Origin of the sequence: Pseudomonas sp. SBT1-2 (assembly GCF_028640875.1) — a bacterium.
In the GTDB taxonomy this organism is placed as follows: domain Bacteria; phylum Pseudomonadota; class Gammaproteobacteria; order Pseudomonadales; family Pseudomonadaceae; genus Aquipseudomonas; species Aquipseudomonas chlororaphis_I.
The window spans coordinates 41,331-60,521 of record NZ_JAQZAA010000066.1; the positions used below are offsets into that span (position 1 = coordinate 41,331).

The 19,191-nt window shown below is 62.7% G+C and carries 15 protein-coding genes; 9 read left to right on the top strand and 6 right to left on the bottom strand.

Features of this window, described 5'->3' with window-relative positions:
• Window positions 1-156 precede the first annotated feature (156 nt).
• From lon to PVZ78_RS10365, 3 genes are all read left to right on the top strand, one after another.
• A complete protein-coding gene (lon, locus tag PVZ78_RS10355) occupies window positions 157-2,553 on the top strand; it encodes an endopeptidase La (RefSeq protein WP_016701944.1) in 2,397 nt (798 codons plus the stop codon).
• Between the two features lie 93 nt (window positions 2,554-2,646).
• A complete protein-coding gene (locus tag PVZ78_RS10360) occupies window positions 2,647-2,976 on the top strand; it encodes an HU family DNA-binding protein (protein ID WP_020296819.1) in 330 nt (109 codons plus the stop codon).
• A gap of 233 nt (window positions 2,977-3,209) precedes the next feature.
• A complete protein-coding gene (locus PVZ78_RS10365) occupies window positions 3,210-5,081 on the top strand; it encodes a SurA N-terminal domain-containing protein (protein ID WP_273828644.1) in 1,872 nt (623 codons plus the stop codon).
• Between the two features lie 55 nt (window positions 5,082-5,136).
• On the opposite strand, the gene PVZ78_RS10370 is transcribed toward PVZ78_RS10365, so the two are convergent.
• Window positions 5,137-6,342 (bottom strand): MFS transporter, encoded by a 1,206-nt coding sequence (locus PVZ78_RS10370; protein WP_053269491.1) that lies wholly within the window; start codon window positions 6,340-6,342, stop codon window positions 5,137-5,139.
• Window positions 6,343-6,467: 125 nt separating this feature from the next.
• On the opposite strand from PVZ78_RS10370, the gene PVZ78_RS10375 reads away from it, so the two are divergent.
• Window positions 6,468-7,367, top strand: coding sequence for a LysR family transcriptional regulator (locus PVZ78_RS10375; RefSeq protein WP_038633698.1), 900 nt, complete (start codon window positions 6,468-6,470; stop codon window positions 7,365-7,367).
• Between the two features lie 91 nt (window positions 7,368-7,458).
• Window positions 7,459-8,328, top strand: coding sequence for a DUF2242 domain-containing protein (locus tag PVZ78_RS10380; protein ID WP_273828645.1), 870 nt, complete (start codon window positions 7,459-7,461; stop codon window positions 8,326-8,328).
• 354 nt (window positions 8,329-8,682) lie between these two features.
• Here PVZ78_RS10380 and PVZ78_RS10385 read toward each other — a convergent pair whose 3' ends face one another.
• Both PVZ78_RS10385 and PVZ78_RS10390 read right to left on the bottom strand, forming a co-directional pair.
• A complete protein-coding gene (locus PVZ78_RS10385; protein WP_053269488.1) occupies window positions 8,683-9,720 on the bottom strand; it encodes an AraC family transcriptional regulator in 1,038 nt (345 codons plus the stop codon).
• A gap of 4 nt (window positions 9,721-9,724) precedes the next feature.
• The gene (locus PVZ78_RS10390; RefSeq protein WP_016701937.1) at window positions 9,725-10,855 is read right to left on the bottom strand and encodes a carbon-nitrogen hydrolase family protein; all 1,131 of its coding nucleotides are present in this window, start codon (window positions 10,853-10,855) and stop codon (window positions 9,725-9,727) included.
• Window positions 10,856-11,066: 211 nt separating this feature from the next.
• Here PVZ78_RS10390 and PVZ78_RS10395 point away from each other — a divergent pair, with 211 nt between their 5' ends.
• Window positions 11,067-13,106, top strand: a complete 2,040-nt coding sequence (locus PVZ78_RS10395; protein WP_009049843.1) for an NADPH-dependent 2,4-dienoyl-CoA reductase — start codon at window positions 11,067-11,069, stop codon at window positions 13,104-13,106.
• Between the two features lie 280 nt (window positions 13,107-13,386).
• A complete protein-coding gene (locus PVZ78_RS10400) occupies window positions 13,387-14,307 on the top strand; it encodes a 1-aminocyclopropane-1-carboxylate deaminase/D-cysteine desulfhydrase (RefSeq protein WP_273828646.1) in 921 nt (306 codons plus the stop codon).
• Here the strand turns inward: PVZ78_RS10400 and PVZ78_RS10405 are convergent.
• From PVZ78_RS10405 to PVZ78_RS10415, 3 genes are all read right to left on the bottom strand, one after another.
• Window positions 14,304-14,852: a cytochrome b gene (locus tag PVZ78_RS10405; protein WP_009049841.1), complete on the bottom strand. Its 549-nt coding sequence runs from the start codon at window positions 14,850-14,852 to the stop codon at window positions 14,304-14,306. The two genes, PVZ78_RS10400 and PVZ78_RS10405, sit on opposite strands and share 4 nt — an antisense overlap.
• 171 nt (window positions 14,853-15,023) lie before the next feature.
• The gene (gene phnX / locus PVZ78_RS10410) at window positions 15,024-15,851 is read right to left on the bottom strand and encodes a phosphonoacetaldehyde hydrolase (RefSeq protein WP_041986309.1); all 828 of its coding nucleotides are present in this window, start codon (window positions 15,849-15,851) and stop codon (window positions 15,024-15,026) included.
• Between the two features lie 133 nt (window positions 15,852-15,984).
• Window positions 15,985-17,091 (bottom strand): 2-aminoethylphosphonate--pyruvate transaminase, encoded by a 1,107-nt coding sequence (locus PVZ78_RS10415; protein WP_273828647.1) that lies wholly within the window; start codon window positions 17,089-17,091, stop codon window positions 15,985-15,987.
• 128 nt (window positions 17,092-17,219) lie between these two features.
• Between PVZ78_RS10415 and PVZ78_RS10420 the strand changes: the two genes are divergently transcribed.
• Window positions 17,220-18,083 carry a LysR substrate-binding domain-containing protein gene (locus PVZ78_RS10420; RefSeq protein WP_273828648.1) on the top strand — a complete coding sequence of 288 codons (864 nt, stop codon included), beginning with the start codon at window positions 17,220-17,222 and terminating at the stop codon, window positions 18,081-18,083.
• Window positions 18,084-18,443: 360 nt separating this feature from the next.
• Window positions 18,444-19,148: a YebC/PmpR family DNA-binding transcriptional regulator gene (locus PVZ78_RS10425; protein WP_009049837.1), complete on the top strand. Its 705-nt coding sequence runs from the start codon at window positions 18,444-18,446 to the stop codon at window positions 19,146-19,148.
• Window positions 19,149-19,191: the final 43 nt, after the last annotated feature.

A 19,191-nucleotide genomic window follows, 5' to 3' on the forward strand; every position in this document is an offset into this window, starting at 1 on the left:
ACTGCTGGTTTGACAGAAGGGGCCTTCGGGCCCCTTTGCTTTTACTGCCTTTAAAGTACTGTCTTTGAGCTTGTTTTTTTTCGAGGCAGCCCCCATCTTGGTTTCAAGCTTACTTCCATCTGTTTACGGCCTTATGGCCGCCGTAGAGGCGAAATCATGAAGACAACCATCGAATTGCCTCTCTTGCCATTGCGTGATGTCGTGGTTTATCCGCACATGGTTATCCCGCTGTTCGTGGGGCGCGAGAAGTCTATCGAAGCCCTCGAGGCCGCGATGACGGGCGACAAGCAGATTCTTCTGTTGGCTCAGAAAAATCCTGCTGATGATGATCCCGGTGAAGATGCACTCTATCGCGTAGGTACCATTGCCACTGTTCTGCAATTGCTCAAGTTGCCTGACGGCACCGTCAAAGTACTGGTCGAGGGCGAGCAGCGGGGTGCTGTGGAGCGTTTCAGCGAAGTGGATGGCCACTGCCGTGCCGAAGTCGCCCTGATTGACGAGGTGGACGCTCCTGAGCGTGAGTCGGAAGTCTTCGTCCGCAGTCTGTTGTCCCAGTTCGAGCAGTACGTGCAGCTGGGCAAGAAAGTCCCTGCCGAAGTGCTGTCGTCCCTCAACAGCATCGATGAGCCGAGCCGCCTGGTAGATACCATGGCTGCGCACATGGCGCTGAAAATCGAGCAGAAGCAGGAAATTCTCGAAATCATCGACCTGTCGGCGCGTGTCGAGCACGTGCTGGCGTTGCTGGATGCGGAAATCGATCTGTTGCAGGTCGAGAAGCGCATTCGCGGTCGCGTGAAGAAACAAATGGAGCGCAGCCAGCGCGAGTACTACCTGAATGAGCAGATGAAGGCCATTCAGAAAGAGCTGGGCGACGGTGACGAAGGTCATAACGAAGTCGAAGAGCTGAAAAAGCGCATCGACGCCGCCGGCTTGCCAAAGGACGCCCTGGCCAAGGCCCAGGCCGAGCTGAACAAGCTCAAGCAAATGTCGCCGATGTCGGCCGAGGCCACAGTGGTGCGTTCCTACATCGACTGGCTGGTTCAGGTGCCGTGGAAGGCGCAGAGCAAGGTTCGTCTGGACCTGGCGCGCGCCGAAGATATCCTCGATGCGGATCACTATGGCCTGGAAGAAGTCAAAGAGCGGATTCTCGAATACCTCGCCGTGCAAAAGCGCGTGAAGAAGATTCGTGGCCCGGTACTGTGCCTGGTCGGGCCTCCTGGGGTCGGTAAAACCTCCCTGGCGGAGTCGATTGCCCACGCCACCAACCGTAAATTCGTGCGCATGGCCCTCGGCGGCGTGCGTGATGAGGCGGAAATTCGTGGCCATCGTCGTACCTACATCGGTTCGATGCCAGGAAGATTGATTCAAAAGATGACGAAAGTGGGCGTTCGCAACCCGCTGTTCCTGCTCGATGAAATCGACAAGATGGGCAGCGACATGCGTGGCGATCCGGCTTCGGCATTGCTCGAAGTGCTCGACCCCGAGCAGAACCACAACTTCAACGACCACTATCTGGAAGTCGATTACGACCTCTCCGATGTGATGTTCCTCTGCACCTCCAACTCGATGAATATTCCGCCAGCGTTGCTGGACCGGATGGAGGTGATTCGTCTGCCGGGTTACACCGAGGATGAGAAGATCAACATCGCGGTCAAATACCTGTCGCCCAAGCAGATTCAGGCCAACGGCCTGAAGAAGGGCGAGCTGGAATTCGACGAAGAAGCCATTCGCGACATCATCCGTTACTACACCCGCGAAGCCGGTGTGCGTGGGCTGGAGCGCCAGATTGCCAAGGTTTGCCGCAAGGCGGTCAAGGAGCATGCGCTTGAAAAACGCTTCTCGGTGAAGGTCACTTCCGACCTGCTGGAGCATTTCCTCGGCGTGCGCAAATTCCGCTATGGCCTGGCCGAGCAGCAGGATCAGATCGGTCAGGTAACAGGCCTGGCCTGGACCCAGGTCGGTGGTGAGCTACTGACCATCGAAGCGGCCGTGGTGCCTGGCAAAGGTCAGTTGATCAAGACCGGTTCGCTGGGTGACGTGATGGTCGAGTCGATCACTGCGGCGCTGACGGTGGTGCGTAGCCGTGCGAAGAGCCTGGGGATCCCCCTGGACTTCCACGAGAAGCGCGACACCCATATCCATATGCCGGAAGGGGCGACCCCGAAAGACGGCCCTAGTGCTGGCGTAGGCATGTGCACGGCCCTGGTTTCGGCATTGACCGGCATTCCGGTACGGGCTGATGTGGCCATGACCGGGGAAATTACCCTGCGTGGCCAAGTGTTGGCGATCGGTGGTTTGAAAGAGAAACTTCTTGCAGCACATCGTGGTGGAATCAAGACTGTCATCATTCCAGAAGAAAATGTGCGCGATTTGAAGGAAATTCCTGACAATATCAAGCAGGATCTTCAAATTAAGCCAGTTAAATGGATTGACGAAGTCCTCCAAATTGCGCTGCAATACGCGCCGGAGCCCTTGCCGGATGTGGCTCCCGAGATAGTTGCAAAGGATGAAAAACGCGAGTCTGACTCTAAGGAAAGAATTAGCACGCATTAGTACGCATTAGCCTGGGGGGCTTCCTTGACAGCTTTTTAGAGCCCTTGTTATAAAGCGGCTCTTAAGTGTCTGTAGGCCATTCAGCACTGGTTTTTGCTTTCACCAAAAAACTTAGAATCATACTCAAATAGATATATAAGGGGACTTAGAGTGAACAAGTCGGAACTGATTGATGCTATCGCTGCATCTGCTGATATCCCGAAAGCTGCTGCTGGCCGTGCGCTGGATGCAGTAATCGAATCCGTCACTGGCGCTCTTAAGGCTGGCGACTCCGTTGTACTGGTTGGTTTCGGTACTTTCTCTGTTACCGATCGTCCTGCTCGCATTGGTCGTAACCCACAGACCGGTAAGACGCTGGAAATCGCTGCAGCCAAAAAACCAGGTTTCAAAGCTGGTAAAGCACTGAAAGAAGCCGTTAACTAAGCTTCCTTCAAGCCTTTGCCTACCCGGGTCGGGGTCTTTCCCGACCTGGCAGCGGAGCGGTAGGGCAGCCGGTTAGAAATCCGGTTTGTCACATCGGGGATCGAGGGTTCGAACCTCTGTCCGCTTCGCCAGTTACGAGAAAGGCGCATCCTCGGATGCGCCTTTCTTCTATCCGGACTCTACCCACGCTCCACGGTTGCTTAATTTGAAGTACAACCGTTTCTGGGGGACGCATGCTGCAGAATATCAGGGACAATTCACAAGGCTGGATTGCCAAGACCATTATCGGGGTCATCGTCGCACTGATGGCGCTGACCGGTTTCGATGCCATTTTTCAAGCCACTTCCACCAGTCAGGACGCGGCCAAGGTCAATGGTGAAGAAATCACCCAGAATGAGTTGAGCCAGGCGGTTGATATGCAACGCCGTCAGCTCATGCAACAACTGGGCAAGGATTTCGATGCTTCCTTGCTCGACGAGAAGCTGCTGCGTGAAGCGGCTCTCAAAGGTCTGATCGACCGCAAGCTGCTGCTGCAAGGCGCGGAAAACTCCAAGTTCGCCTTCTCTGACGCCGCTCTGGACCAGGTGATCCTGCAAACGCCGGAATTCCTGGTGGACGGCAAGTTCAGCCCTGAGCGTTTCGACCAGGTGATCCGTCAGCTGGGTTATAGCCGGATGCAGTTCCGTCAGATGCTGGCTCAGGAAATGCTGATTGGCCAAGTGCGCGCCGGTCTGGCTGGCAGCGGTTTTGTCACCGATGCACAGGTGCTGGCATTCGCTCGCCTGGAAAAGCAGACCCGCGATTATGCCTTCCTGACCATCAAGGCCGACCCGGCGGCAGTCAAGCTGACCGACGACGAGGTCAAGGCTTACTACGACGAACACGCCAAGGAATTCATGTCGCCGGACCAGGTGGTCATCGACTACCTGGAGTTGAAGAAGGCTTCCTTCTTCGATCAGGTCAGCGTCAAGGACGAAGAGCTGCAGGCGCTGTATCAGAAAGAAACCGCCAACCTGTCCGAGCAACGCCGTGCCGCACACATCCTGATCGAAGTGAACGACAAGGTGAACGAAGCACAGGCCAAGGCCAAGATCGAAGAGATCCAGGCGCGCCTGGCCAAGGGCGAAAGCTTCGAGGCGCTGGCCAAGGAGTTCTCCCAGGACCCGGGTTCGGCGAACAACGGTGGTGACCTCGGTTATGCCGGCCCTGGCGTCTATGACCCGGCCTTCGAGGAAGCGTTGTACGCCTTGAACAAGGATCAGGTTTCGGCGCCGGTACGCACCGGTTTCGGTTTCCACCTGATCAAGCTGCTGGGCGTCGAGGCACCTGAAGTGCCGAGCTTCGCCAGCCTGAAAGACAAGCTGACCCGCGAGCTGAAAACCCAGCAGGTCGAGCAGCGTTTTGTCGAGGCGACCAAGCAACTGGAAGACTCCTCGTTCGAAGCCTCGGATCTGGCCCAGCCGGCTCAAGAGCTGAAACTGACCGTGCACACTTCTGCTCCATTCGGGCGTGAAGGAGGCGAGGGCATCGCTGCCAACCGTGCGGTGATTCAGGCTGCTTTCAGCCCTGAAGTGCTGGATGAAGGTGCCAACAGCACCGCCATCGAACTGGATCCGGAAACCGTAGTGGTCCTGCGCGCCAAAGAGCATCGCAAGCCAGAGCAACTGCCGCTGGAAAGCGTCGCCAGCAGCATCCGCACGCAATTGGCCAAGGAGCACGCCAGTGCTGCCGCCAAGGCCAAGGCCGATGCCTTGATCGCCAGCCTGCGCGAAGGCAAGACGGCGCTGAAGGCGCCAGTCGATGGCCAGAACTGGAAGGTTTCCGAAGCAGTGACCCGCGGTCAGGAAGGCGTCGAGCCGATCGTGTTGCAGGCTCTGTTCCGCATGGCCAAGCCAGCGGCCAAGGACAAGCCGACCTTCAGCAGCGTGACCCTGCCGAACGGCAGCCTGGTGGTCCTGCAACTCAATGGTGTGAACGAAGCCGCTGCACCGAGCGACGAAGAAAAGGCTCAGTACCGCCGCTTCCTCGCCTCGCGTATGGGGCAGCAAGACTTCGCGGCGTACCGCAAGCAGTTGGAAAACCAGGCTGACATCAAGCGCTTCTGATGCCTGACTGAAGTCACAAACAGAGACCCCGGCCAACGCGCCGGGGTTTTTGTTTTCAGCCTATGGCGGGAAACCCATGGCGGCGGGCGTTCACGACCACTACCAGGCAAACCAGCAGCAGGCCGATGATCACCCAGGGAAACGACAGTACCCCGGGACCTTCCAGCAGTACGCCCCCCACCAGCCCGCCACCGGCGATGGCCAGGTTCCAGGCGGTCACCAGCATCGACTGCGCGGCGTCGGCAGAGGAACCGGAAGTCTTCGCCAGGGCTGTCTGCAGCAGGGTGCCGAGGCCACCGTACGACAAGCCCCAGAGGACCATTGAGGCGTAGACCGCGGCTGGCGCGTCGGGGCGCAGCGCCAGCAGCAGTGCACAGAGGCCGAACAGGATGCAACTGACCAGCACCAGCCGCCGCAACCAGCGATCGATCAGCAGGCCGACGACCCAGATGCTCAGCACCGCGGTCAACCCGAATACCAGCAACACCCGGTCGATCTGCCCGGTGATACCGGCCGGCTCCAGGAGCGGCGCGATATAGGTGTAGAGGATGTTGTGGCCCAGGACATAAGCGAAGGTCACGAACAGCACCGGCTTGACCCCGGGCAAGGCAAACACGCTCTTCAGCGACAGGCGCTTGTCGCTGCGCAGGCCGGGAAAGTCCGGCACCTGCCAGCGCACCCAGCCGAGCAGAACCAGAGTCAGCACCGTCATCAAGGCAAAGCTGGCCCGCCAGCCGACCAATGCACCGAGCAGTGTGCCCGCCGGCACTCCCAGGGACAGCGCCAACGGTGCGCCAAGCATGGCGACGGCGATGGCCCGGCCTTGCAGGTGCGGTGCGACCATGCGGCTGGCATATCCGGCCAGCAGGGCCCAGAGCAGCCCGGCGAATATCCCGGCAAAAAAGCGCGCGACCAGGATCAGGCTGTATTGGGTGGAGAACGCGGTGACACTGTTGACCAGCGCAAAGCCGCCTATCGCGATCATCAGCAAGGGCCGGCGGCGCCAGCCCTGGGTGAGGATCACCAGCGGGATCGCCGCCAGGAGCGAACCAATGGCGTACAGCGTAACCAGTTGGCCCACCAGCGCCGGGGACACCGCCAGGTCCTGGCTCATCTGTGGCAACAGGCCGGCTGGCATGGCTTCGGTAAGGATGGTGATGAACCCGGCGGTCGCCAGCGCCAGCAGGCCGCTCAGCGGAAGTCGGTCGTGACGTCTGGATTCAATGTCCAGTATGTCGACGGTGGCAAGAGGTTCGGTCATGGTCTCAGGCTCGCTACAGGTTTCAGGAAGTAGGGAGGCTGAGGGTAGGGCGCTGTGATAAAGAGAAAAATAGGCTAAGGTTCCGAACTTATCGGACATCCATGTCCGCAATAGCGAGGTTGACGATGGACTGGTTGAGCAATATCTCAGTCTTCCTGCAAGTGGCGAAAACCCGCAGTTTTACCGAGGCGGGGCGGTTGTTGGGGGTATCGTCTTCGGCTGTCGGCAAGAGCATCGCGCGGCTCGAGGAGCGCCTGGAGACCCAACTGTTTCATCGCAGTACCCGCAGCATCACCCTGACCGCCGAAGGTGCAGGTTTTCTCGAGCGCTGCCGCCGGATTGTCGCCGAGGTCGAGGCGGCCGAATTCGATCTGTGCAAGTCTTCCAATGCTCCGAGGGGCAAGCTGCGGGTCAGCCTGCCGCAGGTGCATGGCCTGGTGATGCCGGTGTTGGTGGAGTTCATGCAGCGTTATCCGGAGATCGAGCTGGATATCGTGCTGACGGACCGCATAGTGGATGTCGTGGAAGAGGGGTTCGATGCCGTGATACGTACCGGCAGCCCCGGTGACTCACGGCTGGTGGCCCGGTCCTTGGGGCAGTACCGCCTGGTGCTGGTGGGGACGCCTGAGTACTTTCGCGAGCATGGCGTTCCGCAGACGCCCGCGGACCTGGCTAACCACGGGTGCTTGCGGCATACCTTCCACAACACGGGCAAAATCGAGCACTGGCCATTGCGACGAGCGGTCGACGCCCCGGAACCGCTGCTGCCGACACGTTTTGTCAGTACCTCGATCGAAGCGCTGGACCACGCGGTACGGCGCGACCTGGGGATCGCCTGCCTGCCCGACTTCATGGTTCACGAAGCGGTCGAGCGGGGCGAGTTGCAGCGGGTGCTGGACGAGCATCTCGAACACAACGGCACCTTCTGGCTGCTCTGGCCTGCGAGCCGGCACACTGCCGCCAAGCTACGTGTGTTCATCGATCATCTGTGCGCGCGACTTTTTCCGGCAAACCGTGGTCAGTAACCTTGTATTCACCTTAAGACACTAATCCGCGCGCCCTGTGGCCTCGAACTGTTGCACAATACGCCCCGGACCGTTTTCCTCAGGATTTTCGATGCATAGATCATTTCACCTGCGTGCCGCCGGGTTGACGCTGCTGCTGGCGGCCGTCGCCGGTTGTTCGTCGCAGAAGACCGCCATTTACGAGCATGAAAACTTCGATGACTCCGGCACCTTTTCGCGCAATTACCCGGTGAGTGACACGGCGTCCTGCGAGGCCGCCCGTCGCGCCCTGCTCAGCCAGGGCTACATCATCACCAGCAGCGATCCGAAACTGGTCAGTGGTCACAAGAGCTTCCAGCAGACGGGCGAAACCCACATGGAGATCAGCTTCAGCGTGGTGTGCGCCCAGGACGGCAGCACCAATCACCGCTCCACGGTGTTCGCCAATGCCCTGCAAGACCGTTATGCCCTGAAGAAGGTCAACAACTCGGCGAGCCTGGGGGTGGGCGTGCTGGGTTCGGTGTCGATGCCGATCGGCTCGACCGACGACTCGATGGTCAAGGTCGCCAGCGAGACGGTTTCCTCGGCGAAGTTCTACGAGCGTTATTTCGCCCTGGTGGAGCTGTTCCTGCCGCAGGAAGCGAAAAAGGCCGCGCATATCATCGAGAAGCCGAAGACCGATCTGGGCATGCCCGAACCCAAGCCCGCGGAGCCTGCCGCAGCACCAGCCCCGGCGCCCGTGACGCCGCAACCGGCACCTGTCGTACCGCCTGCTGTACCGGCTGCCGAGCCGACTCCGGCCACTTCGCCCGTTGCGCCACCCGCCTCGAACCTCTCGCAACCGCTAGCGCCACCCGCGGAAGCGGCGCCCATCGCACCGAGCGCACCTGCCGAGCCGACGCCGGCCACCGAGATAGTGACCCCGCCTCCCGCCAGCACCTTGCCGGCGCCGACAGAGCCGATTCCGGCACTGCCACAGTAAGCATCTGCGGATAGCTGCGAGATCGACCCTGGTGTCGATCCCGCGGTTGCCAGTCCTCTCTGAAGATTTCTTTGCCAGCTCGCGGGTAAATCCGTTGCCAGCTGCTACGTTCCATCTGAGGGACGGAGATTGCGCACGGTTTTTTTTCTGTCACATCGGCACTTTATGCTGACGGCTCAGTCAGTAAGAAGACGACTCAGCACGCAGGTTACCTAAGCCCCACCCACAGGCCACACACAAGGAGTCCGCGATGGACGATTACCAAGAAGAACTGCTGGAATTCCAGGCCTTTGAACTGGACCCGCTGGAACCCGCAGAAGACGCCACCGAGCTGTAACGCCGGTGGCGTTTTTTTCAGGCTGACTGCCGGTGGCTGCGACGAAATTCACCCGGTGTCTGGCCGCTCCAGCGCTTGAAGGCGCGTTGAAAGGCCTCGGCTGAGGCAAACCCCAACAGATAGGCAATTTCCCCGAAGGCCAGTTCGGTATCGCGAATGTAGGTCATGGCCAGATCGCGGCGGGTGTCGTTGAGAATGGCGCGAAACTGCGTCCCTTCCTCGGCGAGTTTGCGGCGCAGGGTCCAGGTTGGCAGCTTCAGGCGTGCCGCCACTTCTTCCAGGTCGGGCTCCCGGCCACCATTGAGCAAAGGCCCCAGCAACTGAGTGATGCGTTCACGCAGGCTGCGGGTGCGGGTCAGTTGCTCCAGTTCCCGTTCACAGAGTTGCAGCAGATGGCGCCAGGTACTGGGGCAGTGCTCGACATTGCGCTGGGCCAGGGTGGCCTGGCTCAGGCGCAACTGATTGTGCTCGGCGCCGAACAGGATCGGGCAATCCCCCAGGCTGTTGTAGCGTTCGCGGTAATCGGTCTGGACAAACTCGATCTCGATGCGTTCAGCCTTGACCGGCGAGCCGAGGCTGCCCAGTTGCTGCAGCCAGCCGGCCAGGATCGAATCCACCACAAAGCGGTTGTAGGCGTTGTAGGGGCTGATGGAATAGAAGCGCAGCCAGGCGCCGTCGGCGTCTTCATGGAAGCTCGACTGGCCGCGATAGTTCGAGCCATACAAAGCTTCGAAACGGGTCAGGCAGCGCGCGGCTTCGCGTACGGTCGGCGCCTGGGCGGCGGTGACGCCCGCCAGCCCGGCCTGGCTCAGGCGGCTGAGCTGGCCCATGCGCAACCCCAGCGCCGGATCGCCGGTCAGTTGAATCGCCGCGTGGCCCAGGCGCATGTAACGAGGAATCGACAACCGCGCCCCGGCCTCGGCCAGGCGCGCAGCATCCAGTCCGTATTGTTCCAGCAGCGGCTGCGGGTCGAGGCCATGGCTGCGCACGGCGTCGGCCAGGCTATGGACGAAGCCCACCGACAGGTCTCCGAGGCGCATCGGCTGGGGCTTCATGGACTTACAACCAGATATTCAGCAAACGCGCGCCACGGGCATCGCCATCGGCGAAGTGCTCGCCGTTGCTGTTGATGAAGCTTTGCCCGGCGCTGCCCTGATCCCAGAACTGGCCGCGCAGGAACACGCTGACGCCGGCGCTGGCCAGGCTGCTGGGCGCGCGGCTGGTCAGGGTCAGGCGGCGCCAGGCCTCGCCTTCGCTGACTTCTTCAGGCTTGAGGCTGACCTCGCTTGGGGTCGAGAGGTTCTTGTAGCCGCGCCATGGCCTGTCCCAGGCACCACGACCCATGACGAAGGCCGGGACCGCCACCAGTTGCGCGCCCTGGGCGTTGAGCTTGCGGTAGTTGTCCGGGTACCAGCTGTCGCTGCCGATCAGCACGCCCAGGCGGCCGGCCGGGGTGTCGACCACCTGGACAGCCTGGTCGGCGCTGGCCTGGATAAAGCCGCGCTCGTCGAAGGTCGGGTACAGCTGGCGTTGCGGCTGGCCGATCGGCAGGCCATCGCTGCCGAAGACCAGGGTGGTGTTGTACAGCGCGCCGCTGCCGATGCGCAGGTTACTGCCTTCGATCACCGGTTCCGGCAGGACAATGGAGCCCGCCACCAGAGTGATGCCAAATTCCTTGGCCAGGCCGCCGAACAGCCGCTGGTACTGCTCGGCCATGCTCCTGGCCTTCATCCGCAGGTGCGCGTCGTTCAGGCGATTGTCACCCTTGGCGGTGATCAGGGCGCGCAGGAAGGGCAGGGGGTTGCTTACCGCCAGCCAGTTCATCGCCTCTTTCAGGCTGGCGGCCTGATACAGCTCGTTTTTCTCGCCGCTGACCATCAGCCAGGTGCCGATGTGCTCCGGCAGCACCACCACGGTCTTTTCGTTCAGTAGCCCCCGGTCCCGGGCCTGTTGCAGGTAGGCCGCGAGCTTGCGGTGCAGGCGCTCGGGGCTCTGGTAATCGGTGGGGAACAGCTCGGGCTGGATGCCCAGCAGGTTGCCATGGTCGGCAGGGGTGCCCTGGTCCACCGCGAGCTGGATACGCAGGTCGGACAGGTAATGACCGATCGGCCGCTCGCGGGTCCACAGGGTGTAGCTGGTCAGGGCGGCAATCAGGGCCAGGGTGAAGGTGAAGTAAAGAAGTTTGCGCATGGGAAGACAGTCGGCAGCCGTGTGCGGGATTCGCTGACTAGGGTAGGGCCCATGTCCACGATTGCCAAGGGCGGGCTGCGCATTTGGATCAATAAGTTGTCAGTTACGGTCATTGAGCGCCTTGGGGGCTGCTCTTAGTCTGTCGAACATGACCGACGGGAGCCGCAGAGCTTCCGCATTTTTTCCGTGATCGTTCGATGTGGAGTTACCGATGGCCGCCGCTCACTACCCGCATTTGCTGGCCCCGCTGGACCTGGGCTTTACCACCCTGCGCAACCGTACCCTGATGGGCTCGATGCACACCGGCCTGGAAGAAAAGCCCGGCGGTTTCGAACGCATGGCCGCCTACTTCGCCGAGCGTGCCCGCGGTGGCGTCGGCCTGATGGTGACCGGCGGCATCGGCCCGAACGACGAAGGCGGCGTGTACTCCGGCGCGGCCAAGCTGACCACCGAAGAAGAGGCGCTCAAGCACCGTATCGTCACTCGCGCGGTCCACGAGGCGGGCGGCAAGATCTGCATGCAGATCCTCCACGCCGGGCGTTATGCCTACAGCCCGAAACAGGTGGCGCCGAGCGCGATCCAGGCGCCGATCAACCCGTTCAAGCCCAAGGAGCTGGACGAAGAGGGCATCGAGAAGCAGATTCGCGACTTTGTCACTTGCTCGACCCTGGCGCAGCAGGCCGAGTACGACGGCGTCGAGATCATGGGCTCCGAAGGCTACTTCATTAACCAGTTCCTCGCCGCGCACACCAACCACCGTACCGACCGCTGGGGCGGCAGCTACGAAAACCGCATGCGCCTGCCGGTGGAAATCGTCCGCCGCGTGCGCGAAGCGGTAGGCCCGAACTTCATCATCATCTTCCGCCTGTCGATGCTCGACCTGGTGGAAGGCGGCAGCACCTGGGAAGAAATCGTGCAGCTGGCCAAGGCCATCGAGCAGGCCGGCGCGACCATCATCAACACCGGTATCGGCTGGCACGAAGCGCGGATCCCGACCATCGCCACCAAGGTGCCACGTGCCGCCTTCAGCAAGGTCACGGCCAAGCTGCGCGGTTCGGTGTCCATCCCGCTGATCACCACCAACCGCATCAACACTCCGGAAGTGGCCGAGCAGATCCTCGCCGAAGGCGACGCCGACATGGTCTCCATGGCGCGGCCGTTCCTCGCCGACCCGGAGTTCGTCAACAAGGCGGCCGCGGGGCGTGGTGATGAAATCAACACCTGCATCGGCTGCAACCAGGCCTGCCTGGACCACACCTTCGGCGGCAAGCTCACCAGTTGCCTGGTGAACCCGCGGGCCTGCTACGAGACCGAACTCAACTACCTGCCGGTGCAGCAGATCAAGAAGATCGCCGTGGTCGGCGCCGGCCCCGCCGGGCTGTCCGCCGCGACCGTGGCGGCCGAGCGCGGCCATCAGGTGACGCTGTTCGATTCGGCCAGCGAAATCGGCGGCCAGTTCAATGTCGCCAAGCGCGTGCCGGGCAAGGAGGAGTTCTTCGAAACCCTGCGCTACTTCAAGCGCAAGCTGCAGACCACCAACGTCGAGCTGTGCCTGAACCGTCGGGTCGATGTCGAGCAACTGGTGGCCGGCGGTTATGACGAAATCATCCTGGCCACCGGTATCGCCCCGCGCACGCCGGCGATCCCGGGCGTCGACCACGCCAAGGTCCTGAGCTACCTGGACGTGCTGCTGCAGCGCAAGCCAGTGGGCCAGAAAGTGGCGGTGATCGGGGCTGGCGGCATTGGCTTCGACGTCTCCGAATTCCTCGTGCATCAGGGCGTGGCCACCAGCCAGGACCGTGAAGCGTTCTGGAAGGAATGGGGCATCGACACGCATCTGGAGGCCCGTGGCGGCGTCGCCGGTATCAAGCCCGAGCGTCATGCCCCGGCGCGCCAGGTGTTCCTGCTGCAGCGCAAGACCTCCAAGGTCGGCGACGGCCTGGGCAAGACCACCGGCTGGATTCACCGCACCGGCCTGAAGAACAAGCAGGTGCAGATGCTCAACAGCGTCGAGTACCTGAAGATCGACGACGCCGGCCTGCACATCCGCATCGGCGAGAGTGGCGAGCCGCAGGTGTTGCCGGTGGACAATATCGTGATCTGCGCCGGCCAGGACCCGCTGCGCGAACTGCACGAAGGCCTGGTGGCCGCCGGGCAGAACGTGCACCTGATCGGTGGCGCCGACGTGGCCGCCGAGCTGGACGCCAAGCGTGCGATCAACCAGGGCTCGCGCCTGGCCGCGGAACTCTGATCCACCGCTAATCAAGGCCACCGGGATTCTGCGCAGAATCCCGGTGGCTTTTTTATGGCTGTTGTCTGGCAGGTCGCCGTTTTCGGCTGCGGATGGGGCCGTCTGTTCCGACGCCATCGCGGGCAAGCCTCGCTCCTACAGAAGCATGAGTCTGTAGGAGCGAGTGGGCGGCGATCCGACTTGCCCGCGATAGCGCCCCTGAGGCTGGTAAACTTGCCGCCTTGATCATCCAGAACCCGCCCACGATGCATTGCCTTCCCTCTGCCGTTCCAGCCCGCCCATGAGCCTCGGACCTTTTCACTGGCTGCCGAGCGCGCCCCTGCAAACCCTGGCCCTCGACTGGCTGTCCCGCGCCGGGGTGGAAGTGGCGGTCCTGCGCCTGGACCGGATCGACCCGCTGATCTCCGGCAACAAGTGGTTCAAGCTCGCCCCGCATCTGGCGGCGGCTCGTGACGCCGGCGCCCGGGGCATCATCAGCCTGGGCGGCGCTCACTCCAATCACCTGCATGCGTTGGCGGCCGCCGGCAAACGTTTCGGTTTCGCCACCGTGGGGCTGCTGCGCGGCCATCCGCAGGACACGCCCACCGTGCTCGACCTGCAAGGCTTCGGCATGCAGCTGCACTGGCTCGGTTACGGCGGCTACCGAGCGCGGCATGAACCAGGCTTCTGGCAGCCCTGGCAGGCCCAGTACCCTGAATTGTTCCCGGTGGCGGAGGGCGGTGGCGGCTTGCTCGGGGCCAGCGGCTGCATGCCGCTGGTGAACCAGGTGCGCAGCCAGTTGAATGCCTTGGGCTGGGACGACTATCACGGCTGGTGGCTGGCCGCCGGCACCGGCACCACCCTGGCCGGGCTGGTGCTGGGGGAGGCCGGCGCCCACCCGGTGTATGGCGCCCTGGCAGTGCCGGACGATCACGGTGTCGCGCAACAGGTGGCGGCTATTGTGCGGGAGGCGGGCTTGCAGGACGGGGGTTATGAGCTGTTCGACAGCAGTCGCGGCGGTTTCGCCAAGGTCGATCCGCTGCTGCTGGCGTTTATCGAAGAGACTGAACGCCACAGCGGCATCCCCCTGGAGCCGCTGTACACCGGCAAGGCCTTGCTGGCCCTCAAGCAACAGGTGGAGGCCGGGCGCTTTGCCGCCGGCAGCCGCCTGGTCTTCGTCCATACCGGCGGCTTGCAGGGCCGCCGGGGTTTCGCCGCTTAGCCGCGCTTGGGCAGCATGCGTTGCAGGGTGTTGTCGCGCATAAAGTAGTGGTGGTAAAGCCCGGCCACCGCATGCAGCCCGATCAGCCAGTAGCCGACGGTGCCCAGCAGCACGTGCCAGCCTTCGACCTGCTTGGCGAACTGTTTGTCTTCAGCCACCAGCAGCGGCAGGTCGATGCCGTAGAACATCACCTGATGGCCTTCGGCGCTGGTGATCAGCCAGCCGAGGATCGGCATGGCGATCATGAACAGGTACAGGGCCCAGTGCATCAGCTTGGACAGCAGCATCTGCCAGCTTGGCGGTGTGGGCAGGATCTTCGGTGCCACCCCCAGGCTGCGGGCCAGCAGGCGCAGCCAGACCAGCACGAACACGGTCAGGCCGAGCATGAAGTGCGCTTCCTTGATCAGCGTCCGGCCACCGCTGCCCTTGGGAAAAATGCCGCGTAATTCGATGCAGGCGTAGACCGCGATCAACAACACCAGCATCAGCCAATGCAATGCAATCGACACCGTGCTGTAACGGTTGTCGGAGTTCTTCCAGGGCATAGAGCCTTCCTCGTTCATCAGGTCAGTAGCCTCCGTTCTTAACGACGGAGTGCTGTAACTGTAATCCTGTTTCCGAGGCTCTGCCCGGGGCAAATGCGCGGTTTGCGCAAGTGCCGGTAAAAAAACGGCAGCTCCATGCCGGGCTGCCGCTCGGGGGAGGCCAATGGCCGATCAGCTGCTTTGGGGCATCTCGCCGTTGGCCAGGCGCTGGTTGATGTCGGCGATCACCTGCGGTAAATCGCTGATGGTGTCGATCATGTAGTGCGGCCGCGAACCCTCGAACAGCCCGTGGATGCGCTGGCGCTCGCTGGCCAGGGTGTCGCTGCCCAGGGCGCGATAACCCTCGTAGGTCAGGCCCAGGGCGTTGCCGGAGCAGATCAGGGCCACAGTCCACATGCCGGCGCGACGGCCTTCGAGAATGCCCGGCACGGTGTCGTCGATCTTCACGCAAGCGGCGACATCGTCGATCCCCAGGGCGATCACGTTGGCCAGGGCCTGGGCCGGCCAAGGGCGGCCGTTCGGCACCTCGTCGGTGGCCACCACATGGTCGGCGATGTAGCCATTGGCCGCGGCCAGTTCCACCACCTTGTCCATGACCTGCTTCGGGTAGCCGGAGCAGGAACCGATCCTGATGCCTTGCCGGCGCAGGTTGGCGATGGTTTCCAGGGCGCCGGGGATCAGCGCCGAATGTTCGGCGATCTTTTCGATCTGCAGCGGCATGAAGCGCTGGTAGATGGCGGTGACATCGTCGTCGGTCGGGGTGCGGCCGAACACCTGGCGATAACGCTCGGCAACCTGCGGCAGGTCGCACAGGGTGCGGATGTGGTCCCACTTACCCATGCCCATCGGGCCACGGGCTTCTTCGATGGAGACCTGCACGTCGAACTCGGCGAAGGCCTCGACGAAGATCTGGGTCGGCGCAAAGGAGCCGAAGTCGACCACGGTGCCGGCCCAGTCGAGGATCGCGGCTTGCAGCTGCTTGGGGGTGTTGTAGTTCATGTGTTGAAGACCTGTGTAGGCGCGAGGTTTGCCCGCGATGAACGATGACGAGGTTGACCTGATGGAACGCGGTGCCCGCAATCGCGGGCAAGGACTAGGCGTCCCCCCTGCTCCTACAGGTTGTGTGTCGGGATCAGATATCCAGCACTTGCATTTCCCGCAGCACATCGGCGATGGCCTGGACCGCGGCGCGCATCCCGGCTGGATCGACATGACCGATACAGCCGACGCGGAAGGTTTCGACCTGGGTCAGCTTGCCGGGGTAGAGGATAAAACCCTTGGCCTTGACCCGTTCGTAGAACTCCTTGAACTGGTAGCGCGGATCTTTCGGCGCGTGGAAGGTGACGATGATCGGCGCCTGGATCGCCGCCGGCAGGAAGCTGCGCAGGCCCAGTTGCACCATGCCGTCGAGCAGCGCCTGGCAGTTGGCGGCATAACGCTGGTGGCGCGCCGGCAGGCCGCCTTCTTCGTGGTATTGCAGCAGGGCTTCGTGCAGCGCCGCGACCACATGGGTCGGCGGCGTGAAGCGCCATTGCCCGGTCTTGAGCAGGTAGCTGTGCTGGTCGTGCAGGTCCATGGCCAGCGAGTGCGAGTTGCCGGCGGCCGCGGCCAGGGCGTCCTTGCGGGCGAAGACGAAGCCCATGCCGGGGACGCCTTCCAGGCACTTGCCGGACGCGGCGATCAGCGCGTCGAACGGCACCTGCCGGGCATCGATCGGCAGCGCGCCGAAGGAACTCATGGCGTCGATGATCAGGCGTTTGCCATGACCGGCGACCACCTGGGCGATGTCCGGCAGCGGGTTGAGGATCCCGGTGCTGGTTTCGCAGTGGATCAGCGCCACATGGCTGATGGTGGCATCGGCATGCAGCAGGCGATCGACGTCGGCGGCGGTGGGCTGGTCCTCGGCGGTTTCGAAGGTGCTGAAATCGCGGCCCAGCACTTCGCAGATCCTCGCCAGGCGCTTGCCGTAGGCGCCGTTGATCAGCACCAGCACCTTGCCGTCGCGTGGCACCAGGGTGCCGATGGCGGCTTCCACGGCGAAGGTGCCGCTGCCTTGCAGGGGCACGCAGTGGTGGCTGGCGGCGCCGTTGACGATGGCCAGCAATTGTTCGCAGACGCTGGCGGTCAGCTGGTTGAAACGGTCATCCCATGAACCCCAGTCCAGCAGCATCGCCTGGCGGGTACGGGCCGAAGTGGTCAGGGGGCCGGGAGTGAGCAGGATGGGCGCGGCAGTACTCAATTCGGGTGTCCTCGCAAAAGCGTTATGGGATGCGCTTGGGATAAAAACTACGGGGCTTAAATTGCAGTTTGCCTCGCTATCAATCAAATTGTTTGTTGTTATGCCAGCCATAAGTAAGGCCGATAGATATGAATCTGTTCCAACTGCGCGCATTCGATGCCGTGGCCCGTGAAGGCAGCTTCACCCGGGCCGCCGCGCGGCTGTTCATCAGCCAGCCGGCGGTCACCGGGCATATCAAGGCGCTGGAGGAGCACTACCAGATCACCCTGCTGCGGCGTACCGCGCGCCGGGTCGAACTGACGGAAGAGGGCATCAAGCTGGCGGCGATCACCCGCGCCCTGTTCGGCCTGGCCGAAGAGGCCCAGGCCATGCTCGAAGCCAACCTGCAACTGCTCACCGGGCGCCTGGAAGTGGCGGCGGACGGCCCACATATGGTGATGCCGATGCTCGCCAGCCTGCGCGAGCGCTATCCGGGGATTACCGTCAACCTGCGCCTGGGCAATGCCCAGGAAACCCTGGCGGCGCTGCTTTCGGAGCATGCCGATGTGGCGGTGCTGACCGAGGTCGAACCGCGCAAGGGCCTGCACCTGCAGAGCCTCGGCGAGTCGCGGATCTGCGCGCTGGTGCCGCAAGGCCATCCATGGCTGGCCGAGCCTAAGGGCGTGCGGCTGGAGCTGCTGGACCAGGTGATCATGGTCCTGCGCGAACCCAGCTCGATTACCCGTCGCACCTTTGATGCGGCCTGCGCCCAGGCCGGAATCAACCCCAAGGTGCTGCTGGAGCTCGACAGCCGCGAGGCAGTGACCGAGGCGGTGGCGGCGCAGTTGGGGGTGGGCGTGGTGTCGTCGCTGGAACTCAGCCTCGACCCGCGGGTGCGGGCGCTGCCGATCATCGGCGAGGGGCTGCTGAACCGGCACATGCTCGGCTGCCTGGAGCGGCGTCGGGAGTTGCGCCTGATCCAGGCCTTCCTGGCGCTGGCGCCCACGCATTGAACCTGTAGCCGCTGCCGCAGGCTGCGATAAGGCCCGCAGGGCCTTCCTGGGGCCTCAAGGGCGCGTGCCGTTCCGGGCCGAACGCAGCCTGCGGCAGCGGCTACAGGGAGCGAGCCGGGCGGTCGCGCAGCCTATCGAGAAAGGTCGTCACCTCGTGCCAACACGGCTCCTGTGCGCAGTCGATGCAACGTGCGCCTGGCCCGGCTCGCCGCCGTGGCGGGCAAGGCCGACAAGGGCTGAGGGGCGGGACAGGTGGTCGCGGATCTGACTTTTTGGTCGATTGGTGCCTTCAGGCCGTATAAACTTGCCCATCGCGTCGGCCAAATCCAACTCGACGCCACAGATCAAAGAGAGTGAGTAATGGGCGCACAGTGGAAGGTTAAACACAAAGAAGCAGCAGCCAACGCCAAGGGCAAGATCTTCGGCAAGCTGGTCAAAGAGATCACCATTGCTGCCCGCAACGGCGCTGACGTCGCCACCAACGCACACCTGCGTCTGGTGGTGGAGCAGGCGAAAAAGGCCTCGATGCCCCGCGAGACCCTGGAGCGTGCGATCAAGAAAGGTTCGGGCCAGCTCGGCGAGACCGTGCAGTACCACCGCGTGACCTACGAAGGTTTCGCGCCGCACCAGGTGCCGCTGATCGTCGAGTGCGTGACTGACAACATCAACCGCACCGTCGCGGAAATCCGCGTGGCTTTCCGCAAGGGCCAGCTGGGCGCTTCGGGTTCGGTGTCCTGGGACTTCAACCATGTTGGCATGATCGAAGCCATGCCGGACAGCCCGGACGCCGATCCGGAACTGGCAGCCATCGAAGCCGGGGCCCAGGATTTCGAGCCGGGCGAAGAGGGCGCGACCCTGTTCCTGACCGAGCCTGCGGACCTCGACGCAGTGCAGAAAGCCCTGCCCGAGCAAGGCTTCACCGTGCTGTCGGCCAAGCTGGGCTACCAGCCGAAGAACCCGGTCAGCGGCCTGTCCGACGAGCAGATGGCGGAAGTCGAAGCCTTCCTCGAAGGCCTGGACAACCATGACGACGTGCAGGACATGTTCGTCGGCCTGGCGGGTTAATCCAGCCCGGTGAATCGCGCTACCTAAGCGATTCTTGCGCCAG